Below are 24,086 nucleotides of genomic sequence, written 5' to 3' on the forward strand. Positions count from 1 at the left end.
TTCCCTGCCCGCTCTGTCCGTTATGACTTACTCTGCCGGCACCGAACCCGGCCAGCCCGCCGGACCCGCCGATCCGGCGTCGTACTCTTCCAGCGGAACTGTACCGCGCTGCCAGGCCTTGAGCACCGGCTCAACGATCCGCCAACAGTCCTCAGCCGTATCCCCGCGGACCGACAGCAGGGGATCACCGTTCAGTACCCCCTCCAGCACTTCGCCGTATGGCAAGAGTTCGGAATCGCTGAGCTCCGCGTTCAGGGTGACCCGGCCCAGCGAGAAAATATTGCCCGGACCGTTGACGTCGACGTCGAACTGCAGGGTGTCCGGCCCGAATCCGATCCGCAGCTGGTTGGGGGAGTCCACGCCGGTGAATCCACCCGGAAGGTGCGGGACCGGGAGGAACGTGACAACAGCCTCCTTGCGTTTCTCGCCGAGGGCCTTGCCCGAGCGCAGGATGAAGGGGACTCCCTTCCAGCGCCAGTTGTCGATGTCCACCCGGACCTCTGCCAGGGTTTCCGTTTCCCGGGCCGGATCGACGCCCTGCTCATTGACATAGTCCGGGACTTTCTTGCCCGCGATCGAACCCGCTGTGTACCTGGCGCGGTGGGTGGATTTCGCGTAGGGGGCGCTGATGCTGCTGGCCCGCAGCACTGTTGCCACCGCGTCCCGCAGATCGCGCTCGCCGATGGTGGCAGGCGGCTCGATGGCCATCAACGCCATGATCTGCAGCAGGTGGCTCTGGATCATGTCCCGCAGCGCCCCGGCGGAGTCGTAATACCGTGCCCGCCCCTCCAGGGCCAGGTCCTCGTCGAAGACGATCTCCACCTTCTCAACGTGTTCACGGTTCCAGACCGGCTCCAGGAAATTGTTCGCGAACCGCAGGCCCAGGATGTTCAGTACGGTGGCTTTGCCCAGGAAATGGTCCACCCGGTGGATGTGGTCCTCCGGCACGAGACCCGCGAGCGTGTGGTTCAGCGAGCGGGCCGACGCCTCACTGGAGCCAAAAGGCTTCTCCATGACCAGCCGGGTCCCGGGCGGCACCTGGTCGCGGTGCAGGGACTCGCAGGCCAGTTGGCTTATCCGGGGCGGCAAAGCGAAATAGATGGCGGTGGGTCCTTCCATGGTGGCCAGCAAGGCTGCCAGTGCACCGTCCGCGGTGACATCAACCTGATGGTAGGCGGTGGCTTTCTCCAGGGCTTTGAGCGCTTTCTTGCCGGCCGGGTCCGCTTCCTTCTCTGCGGCGGCGAAGCTGTCGTGGACCCGGGCCTGCCACTGGTCGGGGCTCCAGGCGTCGGAGCCGGCCCCCACCAAGGTCAGCCCCTCGGCACGGCCTTTCGCCACCAGGCGGGCCAGGCCAGGAAGGAGCAGGCGGCCGGTCAGATCCCCGGAGGCACCCAGGATGAGCAGGGTTTTTACACTCGTTTGGCTCGTCACCTTGCCAGCATGCCATCATGCAGGCCCGTCTTGGTACCCTAGATAGTCGAGTCCCCCCTGTAACTCCACTGAAAGAAGTACGCGGCGCGTGTTCAATTCACTCTCTGACCGGTTGACAGCAACCTTCAAGAACCTCCGTGGCAAGGGCCGCCTCACCGAGGCTGATGTTGATGCCACAGTCCGCGAGATCCGCCGTGCCCTCCTGGATGCCGATGTTGCCGTGCCCGTGGTACGCGAGTTCACCGGCCGCGTCCGCGAACGTGCCCTGGGCGCCGAGGTCTCCGGCGCGCTGAACCCCAGCCAGCAGATCGTCAAGATCGTCAATGAAGAGCTGGTGGAGATCCTAGGCGGCGAGACCCGCCGCATCCGCCTCGCCAAGAACGGCCCCACCATCATCATGCTGGCAGGCCTCCAGGGTGCGGGTAAGACCACCCTGGCCGGCAAGCTCTCCAAGTGGCTTAAGGCCCAGGGCCACAGCCCCATGCTGGTGGCCTGTGACCTCCAGCGCCCCAACGCCGTCACCCAGCTTCAGGTGGTGGGCAAGCGCGCCGGCGTTCCCGTGTTCGCGCCGCACCCGGGCGCCACGTCCACTGAGCTGGACCACCCCGCCGGTGACCCGGTTGCCGTAGCCCGTGCCGGCGTCGAGGAAGCCAAGCGCACCCTGCACGACGTCGTCATCGTTGACACCGCCGGCCGCCTTGGTGTTGATGCCGAGATGATGGAGCAGGCGCGCCAGATCCGCCGCGCCATCGTGCCCAACGAAGTCCTGTTCGTGATCGACTCGATGATCGGCCAGGACGCCGTGAACACGGCGATGGCTTTCGATGAAGGCGTCAACTTCACCGGCATCGTGCTGTCAAAGCTCGACGGCGACGCCCGCGGCGGTGCCGCGCTGTCCGTTGCGTCGGTCACCGGCAAGCCGGTGATGTTCGCGTCCACCGGTGAAGGTGTGGACGACTTTGAGCTCTTCCACCCGGACCGTATGGCCTCCCGCATCCTGGACATGGGTGACGTCCTTACGCTGATCGAGCAGGCCGAGAAGAACTGGGACAAGGACGAAGCAGCCCGGATGGCGAAGAAGTTCGCCGACCAGGAAGACTTCACCCTGGACGACTTCCTGGCGCAGATGCAGCAGATCCGCAACATGGGTTCAATGAAGAAGATGCTCATGATGATGCCGGGTGCGCAGAACATCCGCCAGCAGCTGGAGAACTTCGACGAGCGCGAGATCGACCGCGTGGAGGCGATCGTCCGTTCCATGACGCCGCACGAGCGCGTGGCTCCGAAAATCATCAACGGCTCCCGCCGCGCACGCATCGCCAAGGGTTCGGGCGTGCACGTGTCGGAGGTCAACGGCCTGCTGGAACGTTTCGCCCAGGCGCAGAAGATGATGAAGAAGATGGCCCAGGGCGGCATGCCGGGCATGCCCGGGATGCCAGGCCTGGGTGGCCCCGGCGGCGCACGGAAGGGCGGCAAGAACGCCCCGAAGAAGAAGGCACGTTCGGGCAACCCGGCCAAGGCCGCGCAGGAGCTCAAGGATGCCGAGGCCCGGCGTGCCGGGGCGGCGAAGGCCCTCCCCACAGGCGCGGCGTTCGGCCAGCAGTCCGGCGATTTTGATCCCTCGCAGCTGAACCTGCCCAAGGGCTTCGACAAGTTCCTCGGCAAGTAATCACCCCCACCCAACTGTGTAGCAGCACATGTCCTTATGAGGGCTCAGAACGACATGTGCTGCGACTCAGTTGGGATGTCAGCGCCGTGGAAGCCGTGGAATAGGGTTGGGTCATGTTCAAGCAGAGAATAGTGTTCGTGCACGGCGCCGGACCGTTCGGTGCCGCGGCCTGGCCGCGGCAGCACGGCATGGCGTTAAAATACGATGCACTGTTTCTGCGGCGGCACGGGTTCGACCCCGTTGCTGAACCGGTGGAGTCCTCCTTCGAGGCGGACACCGCCATCGTCCTGAGATCCCTGGCCGATGATGGCCGCGGGGCGGCAGGCGGACATGTCGTGGCGCATGCCGAGGGCGCCATTTCCGCCATGATGGCAGCCGTCCAGCGCCCGGACCTTGTGTTTTCCCTGACGCTCGTGGAACCGGCGTGCCTGTCGCTGACTGCTGAACTGCCCGCCACCGCCGCGCACCGTATCCTCATGGAACCCCTTTTCGACGTCAGGCATGAACTGGGCGACGACGACTTCCAGCGCGAGTACGTGCGGCGCATGTTTGCCGTGGATCTCCATGAGCCGGCGTCCACGGAGGAGAAACGGTCGGCGCGCAGGCTCCGGTTGCAGGCACCGTCCTGGGAAGCTCCGCTGCACATTGTGCCGGGCGTCCCCACCATGGTGCTGACCGGCGGCTGGGAACCGCTCTACGAGGAGATCGCCGGTTACCTGACCGAGACCGGCGCCCTGCACCGCATTGCTGCAGGCGGGCACCGGCCCCAAGACTCGGTCGAAGGTGACCGCGCCATCCGGTCCTTTATTGCCGACGTCAGCCGGTCACACTCAGTCCAGGCTTCCTGAAGGGACTGTCCGTGCGGCTGTCCCTGCGGCGTTCACCGCCGCCGGACGCTGCAGTTCGGGCAAGTAGACTTTCCCGCCCCGTGCCAGGAACTCCTCGCTCTTTTCGCGCATCCCGCTGTTGATTCCGGCAATGGCGGCCTGCGCATCGGCAGAGCCGTATTCGTCCCGGATGTCCTGGCTGATCCGCATGGAGCAGAACTTGGGGCCGCACATCGAACAGAAATGGGCGGTCTTGGCGGGCTCTGCCGGCAGGGTCTCGTCGTGGAAGGCCTCAGCCGTGACCGGATCCAGTGACAGCGCGAACTGGTCCCGCCAGCGGAATTCAAACCTGGCCTTGGACAGGGCGTCGTCCCGTTCGTGCGCGCCGGGGTGGCCCTTTGCGAGGTCTGCCGCGTGGGCGGCAATCTTGTAGGTGATCACGCCCGTCTTCACGTCGTCCTTGTTGGGCAGGCCCAGATGTTCCTTGGGCGTCACGTAGCAAAGCATGGCGGTTCCGTACCGGGCAATTTCGGTGGCCCCGATGGCGGAGGTGATGTGGTCATAGCCGGGGGCGATGTCGGTCACCAGCGGTCCAAGGGTATAGAAAGGGGCGCCCTTGCAGAGTTCCTGCTGACGCTCCACGTTTTCCCGGACCAGGTGGAGCGGAACGTGGCCGGGCCCTTCCACCATGACCTGCACGTCAAATTCCCAGGCTCGCTGCGTCAGCTCGGCCAGGGTATCCAGCTCGGCGAACTGGGCGGCGTCGTTGGCGTCCGCCGTGGAACCGGGGCGGAGGCCGTCACCCAGGGAGAAGGCGACGTCGTATTTGGCGAAGATTTCACACAGCTCATCGAAGTGCGTGTACAGGAAGTTCTCCTGGTGGTGGGCCAGGCACCAGCCGGCCATGATCGATCCGCCGCGGGAGACAATGCCCGTCACCCGGTTGGCGGTGAGGGGCACATAACGCAGCAGGACACCGGCGTGGATGGTCATGTAGTCCACGCCCTGCTCACACTGTTCGATCACAGTGTCCCGGAAGATTTCCCAGGTCAGCCTGTTGGCCTCGCCATTGACCTTCTCCAATGCCTGGTAAATGGGCACGGTGCCGATCGGGACGGGCGAGTTGCGGATGATCCATTCGCGCGTCGTGTGGATATCGTCGCCGGTGGACAGGTCCATCACCGTGTCCGCGCCCCACTGTGTGGCCCACTGGAGCTTGTCCACCTCCTCGGCAATCGAGCTGGTGACGGCCGAGTTGCCAATGTTGGCGTTGATTTTCACCAGGAAGGCTTTGCCGATGATCATGGGCTCGGATTCCGGGTGGTTGATGTTGGTGGGGATGATGGCACGGCCTGCAGCCACTTCGCTGCGGACCAGTTCCACGTCGCAGTTTTCGCGGAGGGCCACGAACTGCATCTCCGGGGTCACCACACCCTGCCGGGCGTAGTGCATCTGCGTGACAGTTTGGCCGACGACGGCGCGGCGGGGCACCGGCCGTGCACCCTTCCACTCCGCGGAGGCCGCACCGCGGCGCACAGCCGATTTGCCGTCGTCGAGCAGGTTCCGTGCCCTGCCGTTGTAGGGCTCGGTGTCACCGCGGGACTCGATCCAGGCCCGCCGGAACGGGTTGAGGCCCACTACCGGATCACTGCCGGGACCGGCGGTGCGGTACACCCGGAAGGGGGAGTTGGCTTCGCCGTTGGGGGACGGTTCGAGGGCGATGTCCGTGACCGGGACCCTGATCCCGGAAGCTTTATCGGTGACGAACGCCAGCGAGCGGGACTGCAACGACCGGGTTCTTGGTGTTTCGGGGCCTTCGGGTTGGAACTCCGACACTGCCATTTCCGCCCCCGCAAGGATGGTGGCTGTCGCATTTTGGGCAGGAACGGGCCATGCTTTTTGCGTACTCAATGGAATACTCACTTCCTTCGCCGGCATTACCCGGACAGGTTCAACGGTCGCAGGCTGCGTCAGCCCGATCTCAGCCCCTGCAAGGGCCCCCGTGTGGTCAAGACGAAGCTACCACAGCCCTTGACGACCGGGCAGAAACACTTGAATTAAATTGAAGCTTCAAGTAAAATAAACACCAGAACGGCTTTCAAACCCGAAGGCCAATGGACCGGGAGCGTGCACATGACCGCAGAAGCCACCAGCCAGGACCTGCTTCCTGCCGACCTTTCCATGGGCACGGTGATGCTCAAGGTAGGCGACATGAAGGTGATGGGCGACTACTACCAGCGGGCGTTGGGGCTGGAAGTCGTCGCTGAAGCGGACGGCGGCCTGTACCTCGGGCGCCGGCGGCGCCCCCTGGTCCACCTGGCACCAGCCCCGTCGCTGCATCTGCCGGGCAGGGGAGAGGCGGGCCTGTTCCACACGGCCCTGCTCTTTGAAGACCAGTCCGCGCTGGCCGCGACTGTGGCCACCGCCGCCCAGTATGACCCGCGACTCTTCACCGGCAGTGCTGACCACCTGGTCAGCGAGGCCTTCTACTTCAACGACCCCGAGGGCAACGGCATCGAGCTCTATTGGGACCGGCCCCGGAAGAACTGGTCCTGGAACGGCACCGAAGTGGTGATGGACAGCCTGGCCCTGCCGCCCCAGCGCTACCTTGAGCAGCACCTTTCCCAGGAATCGCTGGACGGCCAGCTTGCCACAGGCGCCGGCGTGGGCCACATCCACCTCCAGGTGGGTGACGTTCAGTCCGCGCACAAGTTCTACGTGGACACCCTGGGCTTCGAAAAGACCGCAGGCTGGCACGGGCAGGCCCTGTTTGTTTCGGCCGGCGGCTATCACCACCACATGGCCATGAACGTGTGGAACAGCCGCGGCGCCGGTCCCCGGAAGGACACCCTGGGCCTGGGAGAGGTGCTGATCGAAGTGCCAACAGGAGACGACGTCGGTGCCCTCGCCGACCGCCTGAAGGTCGCCGGGCTGGCGTCCCACCACACCGGAGCCGAACTGCGGTTCGAGGATCCGTGGCGCAACAATATCCGGGTTGCCGTCCGGTAGGCAGCCCTGGCCGGAAGTGCGCCCCGCCATGCACTAGGCTGATTTTGAACGGCCGGGGCTGCACTCGATGCTGCCCGCCAGGGCCGCAACGTCGACGGAATGAGGGCTGTTCCCATGGGCTTCACTGAAATTTTTGTTGCAACCCACGACGCCGCACTGAAACGTGCCGGCATCCTTGACGCCGGCGGCTCGCCGTCGGGTTCCGCGCTGCGGATTCCGGGAGTCAGTGACTTTGAGATCGAACAGCTTGGCGACCTCGCCGGTACGGCCGTGCACGCCGGCGGTGAGGGCTATGAACTCGCCATGGTGGACGTTTCCAGCGACTCCCTCCTCGGAGTTCCGCCGGCCATGGTCCGGGCCCTCGCGGACCTCCTCAGCTACGAGACCGAGGGTGAAGGCAACGTGCTGGACGACGTCGCCGAGAATTGGGCGGCCCAGGACGACATGCCCTTCGGGGCAGCCGACGCGCGCACCTATGTGCAGCAGCTCGCGGAGCTCGCCAGTGGAATCGACGACGCCGATCGCACCGGGTTGTACGTCTGGTCGTCCTAGCGGCCTGCCGTCCCCGGGCCCGCGCCGCGGGCCTGGACCCGTGCCAAGTCGAAATCCTGACGCTGATCTGGCACAATAAACAGGTACTCGATCTGCGTGGCCCCTCTCTCCGCGTTCGGATCCTGTCCTTCGAACCCTCAAGTATGGCCCGCCCCACGGGTGCAGAACGTCGGTTCACCCCTTTTCTGAAACAGGAGTGACCACAAAAGTGGCCGTAAAGATTCGCCTTAAGCGCTTCGGCAAGATGCGCGCACCGTACTACCGCATCGTCGTCATGGACTCCCGCGCCAAGCGCGATGGCCGTGCCATCGAAGAGATCGGCAAGTACCACCCCACCGAAGAGCCGTCATACATCGAGGTCGCTTCCGAGCGTGCCCAGTACTGGCTCTCCGTTGGCGCCCAGCCCACCGAGCAGGTTGCCGCGATCCTGAAGATCACCGGTGACTGGCAGAAGTTCAAGGGCCTGCCGGGTCAGGAAGGCACCCTGAAGACCAAGGCTCCCAAGGCTGCCTTCGTTGCACCGGAGAAGGGTTCCGTTATTATTCCGGAAGCCATCACCAAGAAGGCAAAGCAGTCTGACGCAGCAGAGGCTCCGGCCGAAGCAGAAGCCACCGAGGCTGAGTAGATTGCTGGCAGAAGCGCTCGAACACCTGGTCCGGGGAATCGTTGATTCACCGGAAGATGTCAAGGTCAGCTCGAAGAACAACCGGCGCGGGGACACCCTCGAGGTCCGTGTTCATCAGGATGACCTGGGACGGGTGATCGGCCGCCAAGGCCGCACCGCACGTGCACTGCGCACGGTTGTGGCGGCTCTGGCAGACGGCGAACCGGTAAGGGTCGACGTCGTCGACACCGACCGCCGCCGCTAAGCGCTCGGCAACAACAGCTTTATTGCTCCGGCCCTTCCACCCCTGGCGGTGGAGGGGCCGGAGTGCTTTTATCAACCAGTGCTTTTAACACAACACCGTGGGTCATCCCACAACCGGAACAGAGGAACAGATGCAGCTTCAGGTGGCGCGAATCGGGAAACCGCACGGAATCCGCGGGGAAGTGACGGTCCAGGTGCTCACTGATGCTCCCGCCGACCGTTTTGTCCCGGGGACCGAGTTTGTGGTGGAGCCGGCCTCGGCCGGGCCGCTGACGGTTGAAAGCGCGCGCTGGAACAAGGACATCCTCCTGCTCGCTTTCGAACAAATTGAAACCCGGAACCAAGCTGAAACCCTCCGCGGCGCGAAGCTGTTCATCGAAACCGAAGAGCTGGACGAGGACGATGATGAAGGCTGGTACGAGCACGAACTGGTCGGCCTTGAGGCCCGGGTAGGCTCGCAGGTGGTGGGCAGGGTTGCCGCCCTGCACACCATGCCCGTTCAGGACCTACTGGTGGTCGAAGACGCCGACGGCAAGGAAATTCTCATCCCGTTTGTTGAGCAGATCGTCCCGGAAGTCAACATTGCCGAGGGGTTTGTGCTGCTCACGCCGCCGGACGGACTGTTCGAAATCAACACCGACGAAGCTGCCGCCGGCGAACCGGAAGACAACGCGTAGATGAGAGTCGACGTCGTCAGTATCTTCCCTGAATACCTGGCGCCCCTGGAGCTCTCGCTCATCGGCAAGGCCCGGCAGGACGGCCTGCTGGACCTGCGGGTCCACGACCTGCGGAGTTTCACCACCGACAAACACCGCACCGTGGACGACACCCCATATGGCGGCGGCGCCGGCATGGTGATGAAGGCCGAACCGTGGGCCCAGGCGCTGGCTTCGGTGGCTGAGGCCAGCGCGGACAGGGCAGCCGCGCCGGTGCTGATCGTGCCGTCACCGGCGGGGGAGCGGTTTACCCAGGCGCTGGCCTATGAGCTCGCGGAAGAGGACCAGCTCGTTTTTGCCTGCGGCCGTTATGAAGGCATTGATGAGCGCGTCATCGAATGGGCAGCGGAGCACTTTACGGTCCGGACCGTCAGCCTGGGCGATTACGTCCTCAATGGCGGTGAAGTAGCCGTCCTGGCCATGGTTGAGGCCATCGGGCGGCTGCTGCCGGGTGTGGTGGGCAACCCCGAATCCCTGGTGGAGGAATCGCACTCTGACGGACTGCTGGAATATCCCGTGTACACCAAGCCCTCCGTTTGGCGGGATCGGGAGGTTCCTGCGGTGCTGCTGAGCGGCAACCACGGGAAGATCGCGCAGTGGCGCCGTCACGAACAGTATCGGCGGACGGCTGAACGCCGCCCTGACCTCCTGGAAACGTTCGACGCCGGCAAGCTGCCCCGCGCCGACCGGACTGCTCTTGCCGGCCTCGGCTACGACGTCGTCGACGGCCGCCTCCATCCCCGCCCGTCCGCAGCAGGTGCAGGCAGTGCCGGCAGCCAACCCGATCCCGGCGTGGACCCTTCGGCCTGAGCATCCGCCCCGGCCTGAGCATCCGCTTCGAATCGGGGGCAATTGGCTCAAGGCACGCTAGTGTGGCAAAATTAGTCCTTGTGTCTGCTGGGTCCGCACCTGCCACAGGGGGAGCGCAACCAACAGCTTAGACAACCCGGTACTTTCAAGCAGTGAAGGCACCGGACCACTTAACTTTCGGCGGTAAATTGCCGGGGCGCCCTGCGTTCCCGGGTTTGGCCGCCGTGACCCAAAGTGAATGACCCGTGGCGTTCACCAGGAGTGCAATTATGCATATTCTCGATTCCGTAGATGCAGCCTCGCTGCGCACCGATGTTCCCGAGTTCCGCGCAGGTGACACCCTCAAGGTGCACGTGAACATCATCGAAGGCAAGAACTCCCGTGTCCAGGTCTTCCAGGGCTTCGTCCTGGGCCGCCAGGGCGACGGCGTCCGCGAAACCTTCACGGTCCGCAAGGTCTCCTTCGGCGTCGGCGTGGAGCGTACCTTCCCGGTTCACTCCCCGATCATCGACAAGATCGAGCTCGTTACCAAGGGTGACGTGCGCCGCGCCAAGCTTTACTACATGCGTGAACTGCGCGGTAAGGCTGCGAAGATCAAGGAAAAGCGCGACTTCCAGACCGCCAAGTAAGTCCCCGGGACCTACAAAGCAGGCCCCAGCCGTGCCAGGCCAGCGCCAGAGCCACTAGCAACAGCGCCCCAGGAATACGGATCATGGACCAGACAAAACGCCAGCCCAGAAGAATGGGCTGGCGTTTTGCGTTCCTGGCGCTGATCCTCGCCGTGGGCATCAGCGGACTGGTGCGTTCGCTCTGGCTGGACGTCTACTTCATTCCCTCCGACTCCATGGAACCCGTGCTTGAAGGCGGCGACCGCATCCTGGTCTCCAGGACCGATTTCCGCGATGAACCCATCCGCCGCGGCGACATCGTCGTGTTTGACGGCAGGGGATCTTTTGCCCCGCTGAACAGCGGAAAAGGTCCGCTGGTAGAGTCCCTCACCGCAACGAGTCAGTGGCTGGGCCTGACCGGGAGTGACACCACCTACGTCAAAAGGGTCATCGGGCTCCCCGGCGATACCGTGGTCTGCTGCGATGCCGGCGGAAAGCTCACCGTGAACGGGACGGCCCTTGAGGAACCGTACGTCTTTGCGGGTGACAGGCCGAGCACCCAGAAGTTCACCGCCGTGGTCCCCGAGGGACGGCTGTGGCTCATGGGCGACCACCGCTCGGTCTCCGCTGATTCACGCAGCCTGCTCGGCGCACCCGGCGGCGGTATGGTGCCGCTGGCCAGGGTAATCGGCAGGCCGGTCCACATCATCTGGCCGCTTGATAGATTTGCTGAAGTACCACGGCCGTACGCGGCAGGACCTACCACAGAGAACGGACCGTAGATGCCCGAGAACAACACGCCGACACCCGGGACGCCGCGTGACGGCGCCGAGGGAACCGCGGATCAGTCAGCGCCGGACACCGGCGCTGACGCATCGCGGTCACCGGGGGCACAGGGCCGGCGTTCGGCGCCTTCGAAGGCTAACGATGGGGTGCCCGGACAGATATTTGTCTGGCTGAAGGAGGTTGCCACCGTGGTGGTGATCGCCGTGGTGCTGTCCTTCCTGATCAAGACTTTCCTGTTCCGGGCGTTCTATATCCCGTCCGAGTCCATGGTGAACACGCTGGACGTGAACGACAGAATCTTTGTCAACCTGCTGGTCCCCGAGCCGTTCGCGCTCTCGCGGGGTGATGTGGTGGTCTTCCGCGATACCCAGGGCTGGCTGGCAGCTGCCCCGGCGAAGGAGTCCGGCCCGTTTACGTGGGTCCAGGATGGCCTCACGTTCGTGGGGCTGCTGCCGGACAGTTCTGAACAGCACCTGGTTAAACGCGTCATCGGGCTCCCGGGTGACCACGTGATCTGCTGTGACGACGCCGGTAAACTGACGGTTAACGGAACGCCGATTAATGAAACCTATGTCAACGCCGCGGAGGTGCCGCAGGTCCGCCCCTTCGACGTGGTCGTTCCGGAGGGAAAGGTATGGGTCATGGGCGATAACCGCAACCATTCGGCTGATTCCCGCTCCCATCTGGACACCAACGGCGGATTCGTGAACCTTTCGGACGTGGAGGGCAAGGCGGCCGTCATCGCGTGGCCGCTCAACCGGATTTCTGTGCTGGACAATTACCCCGACGTCTTTCGGAATGTGCCTGCGGGGGGATAACTGTGTCTACAGCCGCCCCGGCTCCTCTGGGCCCTCCCGTTAAAGCAATTCCCGTCAAAGCAGTTCCCGTTAGAGCGGCGACCCGCCCGGCCGCAGGCCCCCGCTCCAAAGCGCCTACGCTTCGATACGAGCGAACCTTTAAGGCCCAGGGTGCCCGATACCTGGCCGGCGTCGACGAAGTGGGTCGGGGGGCCCTCGCGGGACCTGTGAGCGTCGGAATCGCCGTCGTGGACCTCCTTACCCAGAAGTCCCTCCCCGGCGTGCGTGACAGCAAACTGCTCAGCCCCCCGGAGCGGGAGCGGCTGGCACCCTTGGTCCGGAACTGGAGTGTGGCTTCGGCAGTGGGCCACGCCTCAGCGGCTGAAATTGACGCCCTGGGCATCATTGCGGCCCTGCGGCTCGCCGGGACCCGGGCATGGTTGGAGATCCTCACAGCAGGTGTGAGCCCGGACGTTGTGCTGCTCGATGGCAGCCACAACTGGCTCTCACCGGCAGGACAGCTGTCCTTGTTCGAGGAGCCTGTGACTGAGAATGGCTGCGAGGCGCCGGTGCACACCAAGGTGAAGGCAGACATGCAGTGCCAAAGCGTGGCTGCTGCCAGTGTAATCGCCAAAGTGGAACGCGACCAGCAGATGCGCGGCCTGCATACCGAATTTCCCGGTTTTGGATGGGACGTCAACAAGGGGTACGCCACGGCCATTCACCGCGACGCCCTGCGCCTGGCCGGCCCCACCCCCTACCACCGGGTCAGCTGGAATCTCCTCGGCGGCGACCTCTGATACCCGGTGCGGGGCTGGATCGCGCGGTGCTGTGCCCGGGGAGTCCCCGATGGTGCAAGATGGAAGCATGAGTGCTGAAGATCTTGAAAACTATGAAACCGACATGGAGCTGCAGCTCTACCGTGAATACCGGGACGTCGTCGGGCTCTTCAGCTACGTTGTCGAAACGGAGCGTCGCTTCTACCTCGCCAACCATGTTGACCTCCAGGCCCGGAGTGCGGATGGCGAGGTCTACTTCGACCTGACCCTGCAGGACGCCTGGGTGTGGGACGTGTACCGCTCGGCACGGTTTGTGAAGACAGTCCGGGTACTGACCTTCAAGGATGTCAACGTCGAAGAATTGCCGCGCAATGAAGAACTGGCCCTGCCGAAGGACGTTGACCTCGGCAACTGACGCCGGCTGACGGGCCACTTCTCCTCCCCACCTTCCCAATCAGGGCAGTTTCCGCCGGGGTTACCCACATAGCTGAATTTTTTTCGGCCGCCCGCCGTCATGCCCTGCAGGCTTGAGGCGGAGGTAGAAATGAAAGCCAAAGACCTGTTGGGCCAGCGCGGCGAGGAGCTCGCCGCCGGCTATCTTGAATCGCTGGGCATGCTGGTGGTGGAGCGCAATTGGCGCTGTACCGAAGGCGAAATAGACATCGTGGCTCTGGACGGGGACGCACTCGTGATCGCCGAGGTGAAGACCCGGCGGTCCCTGGACTACGGCCATCCCTTTGAAGCTGTGGGTGCGGCCAAGCTGGCCCGCCTGCACCGGCTCGGATCCGCGTGGTGCCGGGACCGCGAACTTCGGATGCCGTTGCGTCGGGTTGATGTGGTTGCCGTGGTGGACGACGGCGGCGGCGATCCCTTGGTGGAACACCTCAAGGGGGTGGGGTAGGTGGCGCTCGGACGGACCTACTCGGTGGCGCTGGTGGGATTGAACGGATACATCGTCGAAGTCGAAGCAGACATCGGACAGACGCTGCCGGCCTTTGTAATCCTCGGCCTGCCGGACGCAGCCCTCAACGAAGCCAAAGAGCGCATCCGGTCGGCCGCCAAGAATTCCGGAATTCCTTTGAGCAGGCGCAAGATCACGGCCAACCTCATTCCCGCGTCGCTGCCCAAACGCGGTTCGGGTTTTGATCTGGCCGTCACAATGGCGGTCCTCCGGGCAGCGAACGATATCAAGCCCACCGAGCGCACGGTCTTCATCGCCGAACTGGGCCTGGACGGAAGGCTGCGGCCCGTACGGGGTATCCTGCCCGCAGTGATGGCAGCCGTGCAGGCGGGTTACCAGGACGTGGTGGTGGCTCAGGCCAACCTCGCCGAAGCCTCGCTCGTCCCGGGTGCCTCCGTCAGGGGATACCGGACCCTTGCCAGGCTTGCCCTCGATTTCGGCGCCGATCCGCAGGAACTGGCGCTGGACTTCGAACCCGAGGATGAATCAGGCCTTGGGGATTCCGTACCAGGTGCCGCACTGGTGCCGGACATGGCCGATGTCTCCGGCCAGGGCGATGCCCGACGCGCGCTGGAGGTGGCCGCGGCCGGGGCACACCACCTGCTGTTGACCGGACCGCCCGGCGCGGGAAAGACCATGCTGGCGGAACGACTGCCGGGGCTCTTGCCGGATCTGGCCGATAACGAGGCCATGGAAGTTACGGCCATCCACTCGCTGTGCGGCCTGCCCTCGTCCACCGCTCAGCTCCTGCGGCGTCCGCCGTTTGAGAACCCCCACCATTCGGCCACTGCCGCCGCGATCATTGGCGGCGGTTCCGGGTTGCCCCGCCCAGGTGCCGCGTCGCGGGCCCACCGCGGGGTGCTATTCCTGGACGAGGCGCCGGAATACGAACGGCGTGTCCTGGACGCATTGCGGCAGCCTCTGGAGAGCGGCGAGCTGGTCATTCACCGGTCGGCCGGCACGGCCGCGTATCCGGCCCGCTTCCAGCTGGTCCTGGCCGCGAACCCCTGCCCGTGTGGCAAGGCCTCAGGAAAGGGCCTGGACTGCACCTGCACGCCCATGATGAGGCGCCGCTATGTTGCCAGGATGTCAGGGCCGCTGCTGGACCGGGTGGACATCCAGCTGCAGGTGGAGCGCGTTTCACTCGCTGACTTCGGGCAGGCAGGAGCGGAGGAGGACACCGCCGCCGTGGCAGCACGGGTGTGCCAGGCCCGCCAGCGGCAGGCAGAGCGGCTGGAGCCGTTGGGCCTGGAAACGAACTCCCAGGTCCCGGGCCGCGTTCTGCGCGGAGCGCTCCGGCTCCCCGCCGCGGCCACCCGGATCCTGGACCATTCCCTGGAGCGGGGTGTCCTGACGGCCAGGGGCTACGACAGGGTCCTGCGCCTCGCCTGGACATTGGCGGATCTATCGGACCGTGACGCACCGGACACCAATGACATCGGTCAGGCCCTCGGCCTGCGCCAGGCTGCCTCGGCAGCTGCCTGAAAGGACACACCTGACCATGGATAACGAACGGATTGCCCGGGCCGCACTGTCCCGGCTCATGGAACCCCAGGACGCGGCGGGCCTCGCACTCGTGCAGGTGGCCGGCGCCCAGGATGCCCTCCGGATTGCCACCGGCCAGGCCACCGCGGGGCCGGCACTCGAACAGGAGATCACGGGCCTGCTCGCTGACAACGGCGCCGGAGCCGGCTGGGGCGGCCTCACGGCGGCCCGGAAACGGTGGGCGCCGCGCATCCCCGACCTTGCCCCCGAACGCGATCTGGCCACCATGGCCCGCCTTGGCGGCCGGGTCATCATTCCATCGGATGAGCTTTGGCCCGGACAACTCGGCGATCTGGGCATGCAGGAGCCCCTCTGCCTCTGGTGGCGCGGCGTGGAACAAGAGCTGCCTGCCCTGGTCCGCAGTGTGGCGCTGGTGGGTTCCCGCGACAGCACCAGCTACGGTGCGTCGGTGACCGGAGACCTGGCGTACTCGCTCGCACAACGGGGCTTCACCGTGGTTTCCGGAGGCGCGTACGGCATCGACGCCCACGCCCACCGGGCAGCGCTCGCCGGGGGAGCGGGGCCAATGCCCACCATTGCCGTCATGGCGGGAGGCGTTGACCGGTTCTACCCGTCCGGCAACGAAGACCTCCTTCGTGCCGTCTGCAACCAGGGAGCGGTGATCGCGGAGGTCCCGCCGGGATCGGCACCCACCCGCTACCGTTTTCTGCAGCGGAACAGGCTCATCGCTGCTTTGGCCGCTGTCACCGTGGTGGTGGAAGCCCGGTGGCGTTCCGGAGCGCTGAACACCGCACACCACGCCGAGAGCCTTGGCCGGGCGGTCGGTGCAGTGCCGGGCTCCGTTCACAGCGCAAATTCGGCCGGCTGCCATCGGCTGCTCCGTGACGGCGGCGCAGTCTGCGTCACCGACGCCGCCGAGATCGCCGAGCTGGCGTCACCCAGCGGTGATGGCCTTGCCGAGCCCGGCACCGCGCATGCGGCTGAGCACGACGGCCTGACGCTGGAAGACCTCATCCTCCTGGACGCCTTGCCATTGCGGTCCACCACGTCGGTGGAGAAACTCTGTGCTGTGGCCGGCCTGAGCGTCGAGTCCGTTCGTGCCGGGCTGGGCAGACTGGGGCTGCTGGGACTGGCGGTGTCGGAGCGGGGAGGCTGGAAGCGGGCCAAGGATTCCGGCTGATTGGCTGTGTCACGGACATAAAACATCCAACCTTCTGGGACAGTGGAACGGTGACAAGTCAGGAACTTCCCCCGCCGTTTGAGCGGGCGCTGGCCGGCTTCGGACGGTATCTGGAAGCCGAGCGGGCACGGTCCGATCACACCCGCCGGGCGTACCTCTCGGACTTGCGAAGCTTCTTGGAATACGCCGTCACGGAAGGCATTACCGATTTGGCGGCATTGGAACTGGGAACTTTCCGCAGCTGGTTGGGCGCCCAAAGCCAGGCCGGGATGTCTCGTTCAACCCTGGCGAGGAGATCGGCCACGGCAAGGTCCTTCACCACCTGGGCCATGCGGGAAGAATTCATCGCCGTGGACCCTGCCCTCCGACTGAGGGCACCCAAAGCCGAAAAGTCACTGCCGGGCGTCCTGCAGTCCCAGCAGCTCCTGCGACTGCTCGGCAGCCTGGAGGAAGCCGCCGCAGAGGGCTCGCCACTTCCGGTGCGCAACCGCGCCATGGTGGAAGTCCTGTACGCCACGGGCCTTCGGGTGGGGGAGTTGGCCGGCCTCGACGTGGACGATCTCAATCCCGACCGCCGCACCCTCCGCGTTATCGGCAAAGGCAACAAGGAACGGACCGTCCCCTATGGTGTTCCGGCGGCAGTCGCCGTCGACGATTGGCTCCGCCGGGGCAGGCCGCACCTGGCGACGGACCGCAGCGGCCCCGCCCTGTTCCTTGGTTTACGGGGCAACCGCGTTGACCAGCGGCAGGTCCGGACCGTGGTCAAGGACCTCTTCGACGCCCTCGGGGACACCTCGGCAACCGGGCCGCACGCCCTCAGGCACTCCGCAGCCACGCATCTGCTCGATGGCGGCGCGGACCTAAGGGCGGTCCAGGAAATCCTGGGCCACAGCAGCCTGGCCACCACACAGATCTACACCCATGTCTCGGTGGAACGCCTGCGCAAAAGCTACCAGCAGGCCCACCCGAGGGCCTGACGGAGGGCACCCGCAACCCGTGCCGGGAGACCGAAGACCGCTCCCGGCTCGGGTTCCGAATCGCACTGGCGTAATTACGCAGCGTACGGCACAATAAGAGTCACGTCCGGCAACTTTCAAGTCTCGCTTGAAGCTCCTTCGCTTCGCGCGTCACCCTAAGTCCGGACACAGTTTAATAATCAGGCAGGAACACCGCCGCTGGAATCAGGGCACAGGCAGTTTCATCCGGGCAGAGGTCGTTGGGGAAGACGTACCTACAGCTATGGAGGATGGAATGTCTGTTGCAATGACCCGCGGTGTGCTGTTCGTTCACTCGGCCCCTACGGCCTTGTGCCCGCATGTCGAGTGGGCCATCGGATCCGTCGTGGATAAGCGGACGGATCTTGAGTGGACCCCTCAGCCTGCCGCGCCCGGAATGTTCCGTGCCGAGCTCTCCTGGACAGGTACCCCAGGGACCGGTTCGGTGCTTGCGTCGTCCCTGCGCGGGTGGGCGCACCTCCGCTATGAGGTCACGGAGGAGCCCAGCCAGGGCGTTGACGGGGGCCGCTGGTCCCACACCCCCGAGCTGGGCATATTCCACGCCACCACGGACGTCCACGGCAACATCATGGTGTCGGAGGACAGGATCCGCTACGCCTACGAATCAGGCGCCGGCGATCCCTCGGCTGTTTACCACGAGCTCTCCCTGGCCCTCGGTGAGGCCTGGGATGAGGAACTCGAACCTTTCCGCCACGCGGCGGAAGGCGCGCCGGTCCGCTGGCTGCACCAGGTCGGCTGACACCCGCAGTACCACGCGCCGGAACGCGGCCGGAAGGCCGCCGTCGCCGCCCGCCGTCGTGCTTTTCCATCTCCATAGCAAAGAGGAGGCCCCGCTATTGTGCAGTGCACAATGGCGGGGCCTCCTCTGGCGTCAGCGGTGTTGTTGCTAGACGCTGCGGATCGCGATGACGGCGTTGTGGCCGCCGAATCCAAACGAGTTGCTGAGGGCCACAATGTCGCCCGCCGGAAGTTCGCGCGGCGTCTTGGTGACGACGTCGAGCGGGATTTCAGGATCCTGATTCTCGAGGTTGATGGTCACCGGGGCCTTGCGTTCGTAGACGGCCAAAACCGTGAGGACTGCCTCCACCGCACCTGAAGCGCCCAGGAGGTGCCCCATCTGTGACTTGGTGGCGGAGACTGCTACGTTTTCGATGTGGTTCCCCAGGGCGGCATGAAGAGCGGTGTACTCGGGCTTGTCGCCCACGGGAGTGGAGGTGGCGTGCGCGTTGACGTGGACCACGTCCTCGGCCTGGACGCGGCCGTCGAACATGGCGGCCTTGAGCGCGCGGGTGGCGCCCAGTCCCTGGGGGTCCGGAGCCGTGATGTGGTACGCGTCGGCGGTCACGGATGTGCCGGCCAATTCGCCGTAGATGCGCGCGCCCCGGGCGAGGGCGTGCTCCTCGGCCTCCAGGACCAGCGCCCCGGCGCCCTCGCCCATCACAAAGCCGTCACGGCCGAGGTCGTACGGGCGGGAGGCACCCTGGGGGTCGTCGTTCCGGCGGGAAAGCGCCTGCATGGAGGCGAACGCAGCAAGGGGCATGGGGTGGATGGCTGCTTCGGCGCCGCCGCACATCACCACATCGGCCTTACCGGAACGGATCAGGTCCAGGCCCAGGTGCAGGGCCTCGGTGCCGGAGGCGCAGGCGGACACTGGCGTGTGGGCCCCGGCGCGGGCGCCGAGGTCGAGGCTGACGGCTGCTGCGACGCCGTTGGGCATCAGCATCGGCACTGTCATGGGGAGGACGCGGCGGGGGCCCTTTTCCTTCAGGGTGTCCCAGGCGTCCAGCAGGGTCCATACACCGCCGATGCCGGTGGCGAAGGCGACTGCAAGGCGGTCGTGGTCGATTTCCGTGATGCCGGAATCAGCCCAGGCTTCGCGCGCAGCGATGACGCCAAACTGGGTGGAAGGGTCCATGCGCTTGGCTTCAACGCGGCTCAGGACATCCAGGGCCGGGGTGGTGCAGCGCGCTGCGAAGTGGACGGGCAGTTCGTACTTGGCAACCCACTCGTCCTCCAGGGTGCGGGCACCGGAGACGCCCTTCAATGCGTTCTTCCACATTGTCGGTACGTCGCCGCCAATGGGCGTGGTGGCACCCAGACCGGTAATGACTACTTTGCGTGTCATTGGATCACTCTCTGTCGGTGGGCAGGCCGTATCCGGTAACTCCGGCGGGGTCCCGCGTGTTGGGCAGTTGGCTGCCCGGAAAATAGGGTGGACTGCCGGCACGCCTTGTGGGCGGACCGGCAGTCCTGCCAGCCGTAAGGGGCTGAAGCCTTGACTAAGCCTGTGCGCCGGCGATGAAGCTCACGGCGTCGCCCACGGTCTTGAGGTTCTTGACCTCTTCGTCCGGGATGCGCACGCCGAACTTCTCTTCGGCGTTGACCACAATGGTCATCATGGAGATGGAGTCGATGTCCAGGTCCTCCGTGAAGGACTTGTCCAGTTCAACAGCCTCGGGGGCAAGACCGGTTTCTTCGTTGACGATTTCAGCCAAGCCGGCCAGGATCTCTTCATTGCTAGCCATTGACGGCTCCTTTTCTTGTTATTGCCGGCAGGGGATGCCGGAAATGGTTCAGCCCGCGGGGGTGCGGCCTGTGTGGGGCGTATTAAGGAAGGACGATTACCTGGGCACCGAAGACCAGTCCGGCGCCGAACCCGATCTGCAGCGCGAGGCCGCCGCTGAGCTCAGGGTTTTCCTGGAGCAGGCGGTGGGTGGCCAGGGGGATGGAGGCCGCCGACGTGTTGCCGGCGTCGGCGATGTCCCGGGCCACAACGACGGACTCGGGGAGCTTGAGCTTCTTGACCATCTCATCGATGATCCGCATGTTGGCCTGGTGCGGAATGAAGGCGACGAGGTCTTCGGCTTTGATGCCGGCCACCACGAGGGCCTGCTCGGCCATCTTGGCCATTTCCCAGACTGCCCAGCGGAAGACGGTCTGGCCGTCCTGGCGAAGGGTCGGGTAGAGCTCCTGCGCCTCTTCGAGGAGGGCGAAGTCGCCGGATTCATCGGACTGGCGGGCGGCCATGCTGAGGTCGCGGACATCCAGCATGGAACGCGTCATGCCGATCGCGTCCCACTTGCTGCCGTCCGAGCCCCACACGGAGGGTCCGATGCCCGGGATGTCCGAAGGGCCGATGACAACCGCGCCTGCGCCGTCACCCAACAGGAAGGAGATGGTGCGTTCCCGGTTGTCGATGACGTCTGAGAGCTTCTCTGCACCAACCACCAGGACATACGTTGCGGCACCCGAACGCACCAAAGCATCTGCCTGCGCAATGCCGTAGCAGTACCCTGCACACGCGGCTGAGATATCGAAGGCGGGTGCCGGCGTCGCGCCGATGCGGTCTGCCACCGCGGCGGCAGCCGACGGCGTGGCGTAGGGGTGCGTCACGGTGGAAACGATGACGGCGCCGAGCTGGGAGGCCTCGATGCCTGCCTTCTGCAGGGCCTCCTGCGCTGCGCCGGCCGCCATGTCAATGACGCTGACCTCAGCCGGGGCGCGGTGGCGGGTAATGATGCCGGTGCGCTGGCGGATCCATTCGTCGGAAGAATCAATCCACTGGCAGACGTCTTCGTTGGTGACGATGACGTCCGGCCGGTAGGCACCCAGACCGAGGATGCGGCTGTACTGGTTGACGGGAAGCTGGTTCAGCGTGGGAACGCTCATGCGTCGCCCTCCAATTCTGCGAAGAGTGCCAGTGCGGCCGTGAGGTCGTCCGGGGTTTTAACAGCAACGGTCTTGACGCCGGGCATGCCGCGCTTGGCCAGGCCCGCCAGGGTTCCCGCCGGCGCGAGTTCGATCAGGCCGGTGACGCCGCGCTGCACGAGCGTTTCCATGCACAGGTCCCAGCGTACCGGCCGGGACACCTGGGCAATCAGGCTTTCGACGGCGGCTCCGCCGTCGATCACTTCCGCGCCGTCGAAGTTGGACAGCAGCGGCACCTGCGGCTTCTGCGGCTTGAGCTCCGGCCTCAGTGCCTCGAGGGCGCTCACCGCAGGGGACATGTGTGAGGTGTGGAACGCCCCGGCCACCTTCAGCGGGATGACGCGTGCTTTGGCCGGCGGGTTGTCGGCCAGGGCCTTGAGCTGGTCAAAGGTTCCAGCGGCGACTGTCTGGCCGGCGCCGTTGACGTTGGCCGGGGTGGCTCCGGACGCTTCGATGGCGGCCAGTACCTCAGCCGGGTCCCCGCCCACCACGGCGCTCATGCCGGTAGGTGTCACGGCCGCAGCCGCAGCCATGCTGTTGGCGCGTTCCCGGACGAACGTCATGGCTTCCTGATCGGTGAGTACTCCGGCCAGGGCAGCAGCGGTGATCTCCCCTACGGAGTGGCCGGCAAGAATGACCGGGAGGGTGCCCAGCTCAACGTCGAACAGGGATTTTGCGGCGATCAGCCCGGCGGCGACGATCAGGGGCTGCGCAACGGCGGTGTCCTTGATGGTTTCCTCATCCGAGGTGGTCCCATGGGCGGTCAGGTCGATGCCTGCAATCTCGCTGAGGGAGGCCAGCTGGCCTGCTACCGAAGGCAGTTCCAGCCAGGGGGCCAGAAAACCCGGGGTCTGTGAGCCCTGTCCAGGGCAGACTATTGCAAGCACTTAACCAGCTTTCCAAATTGCGGTGTCATTCAGCGGTGTTTCTCTGCACCAAGCTCAAGGGGTCAGATTGTAGGAAGTCTACAACGCCTCAGGTCTGATTCCGCGCCGCGTGACGTTCGGTGGGCGCTTTGGGCGGGGTTGCGAGACGCCCCACTACCAGGGCTGCCTGCAGCACAAACGCCTCACGGGGGAGGAGCGGATCCCAGCCGGTCACGTCGCAGACGCGCTTGAGCCGGTATCTGACGGTGTTGGCGTGGACGAACAGTTCCCGCGCCGTCGCCTCCAGCGAATGGCCCAATTCAAGGTACGTCCCCAGCGTCTCCACCAGGCCGTTCGAGGCGGCCACCAGCGGACGGTAGATGTTCTTGACGAGGGAACGGCGTGCGGCTTCGTCACCGGAGATGACGCGTTCGGGCAGCAGGTCGTCGGCGGCAACCGGCCGGGGCGCGGACGGCCAGGCACGGGCGGCGGTCAGGCCGGCGAAAGCCGACTGCGCGGACCCGCTGGCCTCCAGCAGGGAGCCGGCCTCCGCGCCGTAGACCACCGGTCCCGGCGCGAACATTTCGCTGAGCTTCAGGTACGCGGTCTCCCGGTCCTGGAGGCCGCCCAGGATCAGGATCAGCCGGTCACCCTGGATGCCCACCAACGCGTCTTCGGCGTAGCGGCCGGCCAGGCGGCGGAGTTCGCTGACGTAGCTCGCGCTTGGCTCGGACGGGGAATTTCCTACCATGACAGTGAACCGTTCCTGTGCTTTCCAGCCCAGGGCAGCAATCCTGGACCGCAGCGCGTCGGTGTTTTCACCGCGCAGGATGGCGTCCACGATCAGGGCCTCGAGCCTGGTGTCCCAGGAGCCGCGCGATTCGGCGGCCCTTGCGTACACGTCCGCGGCCGCGAACGCTACCTCCCGCGAGTACCGCAGTACAGCCTCGCGCAGGGACGGCTGGTCCGCTTCGGGGGCGATGACGGGCACCTGGTCCTCCACGACTTCCACCACGATCCGGATGAGCTGGAGGGCCTTCTGGAGGCTGATGGACCTGGTCAGCTCCGTTGGGGCAGTGCCAAAGACGTCGGAGAGGATCCACGACGGCGAACTGGGCCGCTCGTACCAGGTGACAAACGCTGCGATGCCGTTCTGCGCCACCATGCCCAAGGCCGAACGCTCGTCGGAGCTGAGGCGCGAGTACCAAGGGAGTGACTTCTCCAGCTGCCGGAGTGTGGTGGTGGACAGTTGGCCGACACTCGCCCTGAGTTTCTTCAGGGTCTCGGACTTCTCCGGCGTGGTGTTGCGCGCGGCTGGTTTGCGCTTCGCAGCAGGGGTGGTTGGCTCGGGCATCTTCTGAGCATACGGTGCCCGCTGCGCAAGCTCCATTTTGTGCAAAGGCTACAACGGCGGCGGACCTGCGTCACAGGCGGAAGCCTGCACGGCAAACGCAAGGGAACGACGACGGCGGCCCTCACCTTTTGGTGGGGGCCGCCGTCGTCGTTCTGTGCGTCCGCGGAGTTTTTGTCCGGATAAAGGGCCGATCAGGGCCGTTTGGTGGTGTTAGCTGGACAAAAACTCACAGGGGGCGGATCAGGATTCGCCGCCTGCGTTGCCGGTGGAACCGGCGTTGACGTTGTGCAGCTTGTACTTCTCGATGGCCTGGGCCGGGGCCTGGGCATCAACCTCACCGCGGCGGGCCAGCATCTCCAGGGAACGGACCACGATGGAGTGGGTGTCGTTCTTGAAGAAGCGGCGGGCTGCGGCGCGGGTGTCGGAGAAGCCGAAGCCGTCCGCGCCGAGCGTTGCGAACTCGTTCGGCACAAACTGGCGGATCTGGTCCGGGACGGCCTTCATGTAGTCCGTGACGGCAACCACAGGGCCGGTGGCGCCCGCGAGCTGCTGGGTAACGAACGGTACGCGGGCAGGCTTGCCCGGGTTGAGGAACGCTTCTTCCTCGGCGGCCATGCCGTCGCGGCGCAGTTCGTTCCAGGAC

At 65.4% G+C, this 24,086-nt stretch carries 26 protein-coding genes and 1 riboswitch; of the genes, 18 read left to right on the forward strand and 8 right to left on the reverse strand.

The features are described from left to right. Positions 1 to 27: 27 nt before the first annotated feature. On the reverse strand, positions 28 to 1,431 hold the full coding sequence (locus NQJ30_RS03770; protein ID WP_255768385.1) for a glucose-6-phosphate dehydrogenase: 1,404 nt from the start codon (positions 1,429 to 1,431) through the stop codon (positions 28 to 30). 88 nt (positions 1,432 to 1,519) lie between these two features. Here NQJ30_RS03770 and ffh point away from each other — a divergent pair, with 88 nt between their 5' ends. Together ffh and NQJ30_RS03780 are read left to right on the forward strand one after the other, a co-directional pair. Further along, entirely contained in the window at positions 1,520 to 3,100 is a 1,581-nt protein-coding gene (gene ffh / locus NQJ30_RS03775) for a signal recognition particle protein (protein ID WP_255768386.1), read from the forward strand. A gap of 113 nt (positions 3,101 to 3,213) precedes the next feature. Beyond that, complete coding sequence (locus NQJ30_RS03780) at positions 3,214 to 3,948, forward strand: alpha/beta hydrolase (protein ID WP_255768387.1); 735 nt, start codon at positions 3,214 to 3,216, stop codon at positions 3,946 to 3,948. Here the strand turns inward: NQJ30_RS03780 and thiC are convergent. Next, a complete protein-coding gene (thiC, locus tag NQJ30_RS03785; protein WP_255768423.1) occupies positions 3,931 to 5,769 on the reverse strand; it encodes a phosphomethylpyrimidine synthase ThiC in 1,839 nt (612 codons plus the stop codon). The genes NQJ30_RS03780 and thiC overlap by 18 nt on opposite strands. Positions 5,770 to 5,833: 64 nt before the next feature. After that, positions 5,834 to 5,941: riboswitch (TPP riboswitch) on the reverse strand. A 119-nt stretch (positions 5,942 to 6,060) separates the two neighbouring features. On the opposite strand from thiC, the gene NQJ30_RS03790 reads away from it, so the two are divergent. From NQJ30_RS03790 to NQJ30_RS03865, 16 genes are all read left to right on the forward strand, one after another. Then, positions 6,061 to 6,936: a VOC family protein gene (locus NQJ30_RS03790; RefSeq protein WP_255768388.1), complete on the forward strand. Its 876-nt coding sequence runs from the start codon at positions 6,061 to 6,063 to the stop codon at positions 6,934 to 6,936. Positions 6,937 to 7,050: 114 nt separating this feature from the next. Continuing rightward, positions 7,051 to 7,488: a hypothetical protein gene (locus NQJ30_RS03795; protein ID WP_255768424.1), complete on the forward strand. Its 438-nt coding sequence runs from the start codon at positions 7,051 to 7,053 to the stop codon at positions 7,486 to 7,488. Between the two features lie 208 nt (positions 7,489 to 7,696). Further along, entirely contained in the window at positions 7,697 to 8,113 is a 417-nt protein-coding gene (gene rpsP / locus NQJ30_RS03800; RefSeq protein ID WP_255768389.1) for a 30S ribosomal protein S16, read from the forward strand. A 1-nt stretch (position 8,114) separates the two neighbouring features. After that, a complete protein-coding gene (locus NQJ30_RS03805) occupies positions 8,115 to 8,357 on the forward strand; it encodes an RNA-binding protein (RefSeq protein WP_056349097.1) in 243 nt (80 codons plus the stop codon). A gap of 130 nt (positions 8,358 to 8,487) precedes the next feature. Beyond that, the gene (gene rimM / locus NQJ30_RS03810) at positions 8,488 to 9,033 is read left to right on the forward strand and encodes a ribosome maturation factor RimM (protein ID WP_255768425.1); all 546 of its coding nucleotides are present in this window, start codon (positions 8,488 to 8,490) and stop codon (positions 9,031 to 9,033) included. Continuing rightward, positions 9,034 to 9,882: a tRNA (guanosine(37)-N1)-methyltransferase TrmD gene (gene trmD / locus NQJ30_RS03815; RefSeq protein WP_255768390.1), complete on the forward strand. Its 849-nt coding sequence runs from the start codon at positions 9,034 to 9,036 to the stop codon at positions 9,880 to 9,882. 269 nt (positions 9,883 to 10,151) lie between these two features. Then, the gene (gene rplS / locus NQJ30_RS03820) at positions 10,152 to 10,511 is read left to right on the forward strand and encodes a 50S ribosomal protein L19 (protein ID WP_255768391.1); all 360 of its coding nucleotides are present in this window, start codon (positions 10,152 to 10,154) and stop codon (positions 10,509 to 10,511) included. 83 nt (positions 10,512 to 10,594) lie between these two features. Further along, positions 10,595 to 11,272, forward strand: coding sequence for a signal peptidase I (lepB, locus tag NQJ30_RS03825; RefSeq protein ID WP_255768392.1), 678 nt, complete (start codon positions 10,595 to 10,597; stop codon positions 11,270 to 11,272). Beyond that, positions 11,273 to 12,094: a signal peptidase I gene (gene lepB, locus NQJ30_RS03830; RefSeq protein ID WP_255768393.1), complete on the forward strand. Its 822-nt coding sequence runs from the start codon at positions 11,273 to 11,275 to the stop codon at positions 12,092 to 12,094. It begins immediately after the preceding gene. Between the two features lie 47 nt (positions 12,095 to 12,141). Next, positions 12,142 to 12,873 carry a ribonuclease HII gene (locus NQJ30_RS03835; RefSeq protein WP_255768426.1) on the forward strand — a complete coding sequence of 244 codons (732 nt, stop codon included), beginning with the start codon at positions 12,142 to 12,144 and terminating at the stop codon, positions 12,871 to 12,873. A gap of 67 nt (positions 12,874 to 12,940) precedes the next feature. Next, complete coding sequence (locus NQJ30_RS03840; RefSeq protein WP_111909356.1) at positions 12,941 to 13,267, forward strand: DUF2469 domain-containing protein; 327 nt, start codon at positions 12,941 to 12,943, stop codon at positions 13,265 to 13,267. A 129-nt stretch (positions 13,268 to 13,396) separates the two neighbouring features. Then, complete coding sequence (locus tag NQJ30_RS03845; protein ID WP_255768394.1) at positions 13,397 to 13,753, forward strand: YraN family protein; 357 nt, start codon at positions 13,397 to 13,399, stop codon at positions 13,751 to 13,753. Continuing rightward, a complete protein-coding gene (locus tag NQJ30_RS03850) occupies positions 13,754 to 15,298 on the forward strand; it encodes a YifB family Mg chelatase-like AAA ATPase (RefSeq protein WP_255768395.1) in 1,545 nt (514 codons plus the stop codon). A gap of 16 nt (positions 15,299 to 15,314) precedes the next feature. Further along, positions 15,315 to 16,499, forward strand: a complete 1,185-nt coding sequence (dprA, locus tag NQJ30_RS03855) for a DNA-processing protein DprA (protein WP_255768396.1) — start codon at positions 15,315 to 15,317, stop codon at positions 16,497 to 16,499. Between the two features lie 50 nt (positions 16,500 to 16,549). Further along, positions 16,550 to 17,476: a tyrosine recombinase XerC gene (locus tag NQJ30_RS03860; RefSeq protein WP_255768397.1), complete on the forward strand. Its 927-nt coding sequence runs from the start codon at positions 16,550 to 16,552 to the stop codon at positions 17,474 to 17,476. A 274-nt stretch (positions 17,477 to 17,750) separates the two neighbouring features. Then, complete coding sequence (locus tag NQJ30_RS03865) at positions 17,751 to 18,254, forward strand: DUF3145 domain-containing protein (protein ID WP_255768398.1); 504 nt, start codon at positions 17,751 to 17,753, stop codon at positions 18,252 to 18,254. 147 nt (positions 18,255 to 18,401) lie between these two features. Here the strand turns inward: NQJ30_RS03865 and fabF are convergent, their stop codons facing one another. From fabF to NQJ30_RS03895, 6 genes are all read right to left on the reverse strand, one after another. Beyond that, positions 18,402 to 19,640 (reverse strand): beta-ketoacyl-ACP synthase II, encoded by a 1,239-nt coding sequence (gene fabF / locus NQJ30_RS03870; RefSeq protein ID WP_255768399.1) that lies wholly within the window; start codon positions 19,638 to 19,640, stop codon positions 18,402 to 18,404. 154 nt (positions 19,641 to 19,794) lie between these two features. Beyond that, positions 19,795 to 20,040 carry an acyl carrier protein gene (locus NQJ30_RS03875; protein ID WP_009359314.1) on the reverse strand — a complete coding sequence of 82 codons (246 nt, stop codon included), beginning with the start codon at positions 20,038 to 20,040 and terminating at the stop codon, positions 19,795 to 19,797. An 82-nt stretch (positions 20,041 to 20,122) separates the two neighbouring features. Continuing rightward, positions 20,123 to 21,184, reverse strand: a complete 1,062-nt coding sequence (locus tag NQJ30_RS03880; protein ID WP_255768400.1) for a beta-ketoacyl-ACP synthase III — start codon at positions 21,182 to 21,184, stop codon at positions 20,123 to 20,125. Next, positions 21,181 to 22,110 carry an ACP S-malonyltransferase gene (locus NQJ30_RS03885; protein WP_255768401.1) on the reverse strand — a complete coding sequence of 310 codons (930 nt, stop codon included), beginning with the start codon at positions 22,108 to 22,110 and terminating at the stop codon, positions 21,181 to 21,183. Before NQJ30_RS03885 ends, NQJ30_RS03880 begins: the two co-directional genes overlap by 4 nt. An 88-nt stretch (positions 22,111 to 22,198) precedes the next feature. Next, positions 22,199 to 23,443 (reverse strand): PucR family transcriptional regulator, encoded by a 1,245-nt coding sequence (locus NQJ30_RS03890; protein ID WP_255768402.1) that lies wholly within the window; start codon positions 23,441 to 23,443, stop codon positions 22,199 to 22,201. A 240-nt stretch (positions 23,444 to 23,683) separates the two neighbouring features. Next, positions 23,684 to 24,086 (reverse strand): transketolase-like TK C-terminal-containing protein (locus tag NQJ30_RS03895; protein ID WP_441339087.1); only part of this gene is annotated, 403 nt, incomplete at its 5' end.

It is taken from the genome of Pseudarthrobacter sulfonivorans (genome assembly GCF_024391045.1).
Lineage (GTDB): Bacteria > Actinomycetota > Actinomycetes > Actinomycetales > Micrococcaceae > Arthrobacter > Arthrobacter sulfonivorans_B.

What these genes read in the sequence shown, in the direction of transcription:
- NQJ30_RS03780 (WP_255768387.1), top strand. Translation starts at nt 3,214, where the DNA reads ATGTTCAAGCAGAGAATAGTGTTCGTGCACGGCGCCGGACCGTTCGGT.
- thiC (WP_255768423.1), bottom strand. Translation starts at nt 5,769, where the DNA reads ATGGCAGTGTCGGAGTTCCAACCCGAAGGCCCCGAAACACCAAGAACC.
- NQJ30_RS03790 (WP_255768388.1), top strand. Translation starts at nt 6,061, where the DNA reads ATGACCGCAGAAGCCACCAGCCAGGACCTGCTTCCTGCCGACCTTTCC.
- NQJ30_RS03795 (WP_255768424.1), top strand. Translation starts at nt 7,051, where the DNA reads ATGGGCTTCACTGAAATTTTTGTTGCAACCCACGACGCCGCACTGAAA.
- rimM (WP_255768425.1), top strand. Translation starts at nt 8,488, where the DNA reads ATGCAGCTTCAGGTGGCGCGAATCGGGAAACCGCACGGAATCCGCGGG.
- trmD (WP_255768390.1), top strand. Translation starts at nt 9,034, where the DNA reads ATGAGAGTCGACGTCGTCAGTATCTTCCCTGAATACCTGGCGCCCCTG.
- rplS (WP_255768391.1), top strand. Translation starts at nt 10,152, where the DNA reads ATGCATATTCTCGATTCCGTAGATGCAGCCTCGCTGCGCACCGATGTT.
- lepB (WP_255768392.1), top strand. Translation starts at nt 10,595, where the DNA reads ATGGACCAGACAAAACGCCAGCCCAGAAGAATGGGCTGGCGTTTTGCG.
- lepB (WP_255768393.1), top strand. Translation starts at nt 11,273, where the DNA reads ATGCCCGAGAACAACACGCCGACACCCGGGACGCCGCGTGACGGCGCC.
- NQJ30_RS03840 (WP_111909356.1), top strand. Translation starts at nt 12,941, where the DNA reads ATGAGTGCTGAAGATCTTGAAAACTATGAAACCGACATGGAGCTGCAG.
- NQJ30_RS03845 (WP_255768394.1), top strand. Translation starts at nt 13,397, where the DNA reads ATGAAAGCCAAAGACCTGTTGGGCCAGCGCGGCGAGGAGCTCGCCGCC.
- dprA (WP_255768396.1), top strand. Translation starts at nt 15,315, where the DNA reads ATGGATAACGAACGGATTGCCCGGGCCGCACTGTCCCGGCTCATGGAA.
- NQJ30_RS03865 (WP_255768398.1), top strand. Translation starts at nt 17,751, where the DNA reads ATGTCTGTTGCAATGACCCGCGGTGTGCTGTTCGTTCACTCGGCCCCT.
- fabF (WP_255768399.1), bottom strand. Translation starts at nt 19,640, where the DNA reads ATGACACGCAAAGTAGTCATTACCGGTCTGGGTGCCACCACGCCCATT.
- NQJ30_RS03875 (WP_009359314.1), bottom strand. Translation starts at nt 20,040, where the DNA reads ATGGCTAGCAATGAAGAGATCCTGGCCGGCTTGGCTGAAATCGTCAAC.
- NQJ30_RS03880 (WP_255768400.1), bottom strand. Translation starts at nt 21,184, where the DNA reads ATGAGCGTTCCCACGCTGAACCAGCTTCCCGTCAACCAGTACAGCCGC.
- NQJ30_RS03890 (WP_255768402.1), bottom strand. Translation starts at nt 23,443, where the DNA reads ATGCCCGAGCCAACCACCCCTGCTGCGAAGCGCAAACCAGCCGCGCGC.